Here is a 4,799-nt window from a genome sequence, read left to right as displayed (position 1 = left end):
AACCTAGTGCTGTAGCTGGAACCTCGGGCGTTCAATCGGGATACAGTCGTCAGGCAGACAACCAATTCAAATGTAACCAGTGTGAATATTCCACAAAAGTGCTCACTAATATAAAGAAACACGTGCGCATCCACACCGGCGAGAAGCCCTATAAGTGCCAGTACTGCGAAAAATTTTTTAGTCAGCATATTGCAAAGGTTGTACATGAACGTACCCACACCTCCGAGGAGCCCTATAAATGCGAGCTTTGCAACTATTCTGCTAAACAGTTAAGCAATCTTAACGTTCACATGAGTACCAAGCATCCATCACAACAAGCAGCAACTGATACCAATCAACCACCCGCAAAAAAACCAAAGACCGAATAACCGCTGCTAACTCACCTTTGCCCTGTAAAAGGTGAACGCATAAGGGGTGAACGATGGCCATCCAGAATCCGGGACGTTCGCAGCGGGCCAAAACGGCAGAGTTACGCAAAAAGGCGCTGGAGCTTCGTACCCTGGGATTGTCCTACCGGCAGATTGCCGACCAGCTGGCCATCAGCAAAACTGCTGCCTACCGCCATGTCGTCAAGGCCATCGAATCCTTGGAAAACGAAAGCCGCGAGGATGCCAAAGTCAACCGTCGTCTGGATCTTGAGCGGCTGGACTGGATCATCCGCGAGGCTATGAAGCAAAGCCTTAAAGGGGATCTGCAGGCCATGGACAGGATCATGAAGGCTATCGACCGTCGCGCACGTATTTATGGCTTCAATGCGCCGCAGAAGGTAGCGCACACCACACCGGACGGTACCGAGGTCGCACCACCTACTGGCGTGGTATTGATTCCTGAACCCATGAGCCGGGAGGAGTGGCTAAAACAGTACGGTCGGGATGACACCGATAGCCCATGATCACCTGGTCACCCCAGCCGGGACCGCAAACAGCGCTGGTCACCTGTCCGGTGGAGGACATCCTTTACGGTGGTGCTCGAGGCGGCGGCAAGACCGATGGGTTTCTGGGTAAATGGCTGCAACGCAGCACCAAGTACGGTGGCCATAGCAAGGGATTATTCGTTCGGCGCAGTATGCCTGAGCTGGACGAGGTGATTGCCCGCTCCCATGAGATTTATCTCCCCATCGGTGCGCTGTACCGAGCCCAAAAAAGCACCTGGATTATGCCCAACGGTGCGCTGCTTCGGCTTCGAAGCCTTGAGCGGGACGCCGACGCCGGCAAGTACCAGGGCCACTCTTATACAGACGTGTACATTGACGAGGCGGGCAACTTTCCCACCCCAGACCCCATCGACAAGCTCCAGGCCACCCTTCGAAACCCCTATGGCATTCCTGCCAGCTTTAACCTCTCTGCCAACCCGGGCGGGCCGGGACATGAGTGGATCAAGAAGCGCTACATCGATGCCGCCCCTAAAGGCATGCAACTGATCTGCGATGCCAACACCGGTGACGAACGAATCTATATACCCAGCAGGCTTGAGGACAATGAGCTCCTGCTCAGCAACGACCCCAAGTACATCAACCGGCTGAAAAAGTCCGGGCCGCCCTGGCTGGTGCAGGCATGGCTGATGGGGGACTGGAACGCCACGCCAGAGGGCGGACTTATCAAGGTCCGCTGGTTCCAGCGTTACAGCACGCCCCCGGCGGAGTTTTTACGAGTTATCCAGAGCTGGGATACCGCCTATAAACCGGAGGAGATCAACGACCCCAGCGTCTGCACCACATGGGGCGAAACCCGACGGGGTTGGTACCTGCTCGATGTGTTCCGCGACAAGCTGGAGTACCCACGACTGAAACGTGCGGCTGCCAGCCTGTATCTGGCCTGGAACCCGCAGGCGGTACTGATCGAGGACAAGGGCAGCGGGACCTCACTTATTCAAGAGCTGCGCGAAGGCGTAAACGCGGGTCATAAAAAGATTCATGTGCCGGTCATCCCCTGCGACCCCAAGGGCGTGAACAAGATAGACCGGTTAGTGGAGGTCAGCAGTTTATTTGAGGCCGGGCTGGTGCATCTGCCCGAGGCGGCCCCCTGGCTCATCAACTACGAGCTGGAGCTGACCATTTTCCCGCTGGCGGGTAACGATGACCAGGTGGACTCCACCAGCCAGTTTCTGAAATGGGCGCACGAGCATCGGGCCAATTTCAGCTTTGCATCCACAGGCAACACCCGCGCCGGTATCGAGGCTTACGGCGAAAACCCGCACAGTATTGATGAGGATAAGGGTTATGGTGTGGTAAGGGGCCGCAATGATTTCAGGGGTTATTGAGTGCTCACATTTTAACCAGAGCAGGAACCAGACAGGACAATACCATGGCAGGCAAGCCAAAACTGGGAGAGCTGGCAAAGGCGGACCACGGCGTCCGGCTGGCGTCGGCCTACACCGCCACCCTGATGGACAACCCCGACAGCGTGCTCCGGGAACGCGGTCGGGATATGAAGATCTACGACGAAATCCTGCGAGACGACCAGGTCAAACCCACCTTCCAGCAACGACGCCTGGCGGTTATCCAGAGCGAGTGGACGGTGGAGCCTGCCAGCGAGTCGGCGCAAGATAAAGCGGCTGCGGAGTTCATCAAGGAGCAGCTGGTACATATTCGCTTTGACGGCATCACCGACAAAATGCTCTACGGTCTTTTCTACGGCTATGCCGTGGGCGAGTGCCTGTGGGCCTACGATGGCAGCCGAATAGTGCTGGACGATATCAAGGTCCGCGACCGCAGCTGGTTTGTGTTTGATGTGGACGGCAACCTGCGGTTGATCAAGGCCGGTGAACCCCATCCGGTGAAACTCCCTGACCAGAAGTTCTGGGTGTTCAGCACCGGCGCTAATCACAGTGACAACCCCTATGGTCTGGGTTTAGGCCACTACCTGTACTGGCCCACTTTTTTCAAACGCAACGACATCAAGTTCTGGCTGATTTTTCTGGAGAAGTTCGGCCAGCCCACCGCCATGGCGAAACTGCCACCGGGACAGGCGGAAGACCCTCGAGAACGGGAAAAAGCCCTGCAGGTGCTGGACGCCATCCAGGTAGACAGCGGTATCGTCGTCCCGGATAACATTCTGGTAGAGCTGCTGGAGGCCGCCCGCCATGGCACCGCTGACTATGAGGCACTGGCAGAGCGCATGGACCGGGCCATCAGCAAGGTGGTGCTAAGCCAGACCATGACCACCGATGACGGCAGCTCACTCTCTCAGGCGCAGGTGCACGATGCGGTGAAACAGTCGGTGATCAAAAGCGATGCGGACCTGATCTGCGAGAGTTTCAACAACCAGGTGGTGCGCTGGTTAACGGAGTGGAACTTTCCCAATGCCCAACCCCCAAGGGTCTGGCGCAATACCGAGCCGGAGGAAGACCTGCTCCAGCGGGCCGAACGCGACAACAAAATCAGCTCCCTGGGCTACGAGCCCACCGAGGAGTATATCGAGGAGGTGTACGGGCCGGGCTGGCGGAAAAAAGCGGAGCCAATGTCCCTGCCCATTGCGACGGATAACCTTGACCCCGCCTTTGCCGAGCAAGACGCCGTTCATCCAAAGCTCGCAAAGAAAAAGGCCGATCGGCGCAATGATCAACAGGCACTGGTCGATGCGGGGGACTTTTTATCCACAAAGTACCGTGACCTCTACGGCGAACAGATCATGTCACTGCTGGACTATGCCGAGGAGACCGGCGACCTGGAAACCTTCCGGCAAAGGGTTGAGACATTGATGGAAGAACCACCTCCGGAGTCCGCCACCACCACTGTGGAAAACGCGACATTTTATAGTCGCCTGATGGGGCTTTTCCGGGGCCAGCGGTGATCCATGCCTACGCTCAACTTCTTTGAGATCACTGCCGGTTTTACCCTGAAACCCGCCCAGGCTATTCGGTTCTTTGAGCGAAAAGGACTCAAACTCTCGTTTCGATGGGAGGATATGTTAGCCGAAGAGCATGACACCGCCTTTACCGTGGCCAAGATGATGAACCGGGATCTTCTGGCCTTCGTAGCCAAAAAAACACAGCAGGCCATAGACGACGGGAAGACGCTGACGGAGTTTAAACAGCAGCTCATCCCTGCCCTGCAAAAGGCCGGATGGTGGGGTAAACAGGATGTAATGGATCCGGATACCGGAGAGATCGTCAAAGCACAGCTGGGGAGCGCATCCAGGCTGGCAACTATTTTCCGCACCAACCTGCAAAGCGCCTATAGCGTGGGTCACTGGCAAAGCATCCGGGCCAACGCTGCAACCGCGCCCTACCTGATGTACGACGCAGTGGAAGACCACCGGGTGCGACCCGAACACCAACAATGGGATGGCAGGGTGTATCCGGTAAATCATACTTTTTGGACAACCCACTTCCCTCCAAACGGCTGGAACTGCCGCTGCGGCGTTATACAGCTGAACCGCAAAGAGCTGAAAGCCTATGGTCTTAAACCCTCGCCGGAGCCCTGGATCAAAACCCGTCTTTGGGAAAACCCTCGTTCCGGCAAAACCCATATCGTGCCGGAAGACCTTGATCCCGGCTGGGATCACAACCCGGGCCAGACACGCTTTGCCATACTGCGCCAGCTTGAGCGTGAAAAACGGTCAGAAAACCACCGTAAAAAAACGTAACTTTCCTGCCTTTCCGGCAATAGCCCCGCCTGCTCAAATGTGATTAGATAAGTCACTTTTTTATCGAACAACTGTTCAACATCGAGCTACCGAGGCCCATGCTCCGCCGGTTCTAAAACGATCGTGCGACCAGGGAAAACGCATGAAACCCCGCGCTATCACTAGCTTCAGGCTCCATCAACCTCTGCGGCGGACAATGGCGATCCGGCCAGA

The 4,799-nt window shown here is 56.3% G+C and carries 5 protein-coding genes; all 5 read left to right on the top strand.

The window, feature by feature from the left end; all coding sequences use genetic code 11:
• Positions 1–368, top strand: a 368-nt coding sequence (locus tag ABD892_RS02370; protein ID WP_345193442.1) for a C2H2-type zinc finger protein, incomplete at its 5' end; no start/stop codon positions are given.
• Positions 369–421: 53 nt separating this feature from the next.
• Positions 422–892 carry a type I phosphoribosyltransferase gene (locus tag ABD892_RS02365; RefSeq protein WP_345193440.1) on the top strand — a complete coding sequence of 157 codons (471 nt, stop codon included), beginning with the start codon at positions 422–424 and terminating at the stop codon, positions 890–892.
• Positions 889–2,259 carry a phage terminase large subunit gene (gene terL, locus ABD892_RS02360; protein WP_345193437.1) on the top strand — a complete coding sequence of 457 codons (1,371 nt, stop codon included), beginning with the start codon at positions 889–891 and terminating at the stop codon, positions 2,257–2,259. The genes ABD892_RS02365 and terL overlap by 4 nt, the downstream gene beginning before the upstream one ends.
• 44 nt (positions 2,260–2,303) lie before the next feature.
• A complete protein-coding gene (locus ABD892_RS02355) occupies positions 2,304–3,791 on the top strand; it encodes a DUF935 domain-containing protein (RefSeq protein ID WP_345193435.1) in 1,488 nt (495 codons plus the stop codon).
• 3 nt (positions 3,792–3,794) lie between these two features.
• Positions 3,795–4,586: a phage head morphogenesis protein gene (locus tag ABD892_RS02350; RefSeq protein ID WP_345193432.1), complete on the top strand. Its 792-nt coding sequence runs from the start codon at positions 3,795–3,797 to the stop codon at positions 4,584–4,586.
• Positions 4,587–4,799: the final 213 nt, after the last annotated feature.

This window comes from Kistimonas scapharcae (assembly GCF_039540975.1).
Classification (GTDB): domain Bacteria; phylum Pseudomonadota; class Gammaproteobacteria; order Pseudomonadales; family Endozoicomonadaceae; genus Kistimonas; species Kistimonas scapharcae.
The sequence above is the reverse complement of the archived record's forward strand: the minus strand, read 5'-3'. Positions and strand labels throughout refer to the sequence as shown.

Coding starts and splice junctions, on each gene's coding strand:
- ABD892_RS02365 (WP_345193440.1), top strand. CDS start 422: ATGGCCATCCAGAATCCGGGACGTTCGCAGCGGGCCAAAACGGCAGAG.
- terL (WP_345193437.1), top strand. CDS start 889: ATGATCACCTGGTCACCCCAGCCGGGACCGCAAACAGCGCTGGTCACC.
- ABD892_RS02355 (WP_345193435.1), top strand. CDS start 2,304: ATGGCAGGCAAGCCAAAACTGGGAGAGCTGGCAAAGGCGGACCACGGC.
- ABD892_RS02350 (WP_345193432.1), top strand. CDS start 3,795: ATGCCTACGCTCAACTTCTTTGAGATCACTGCCGGTTTTACCCTGAAA.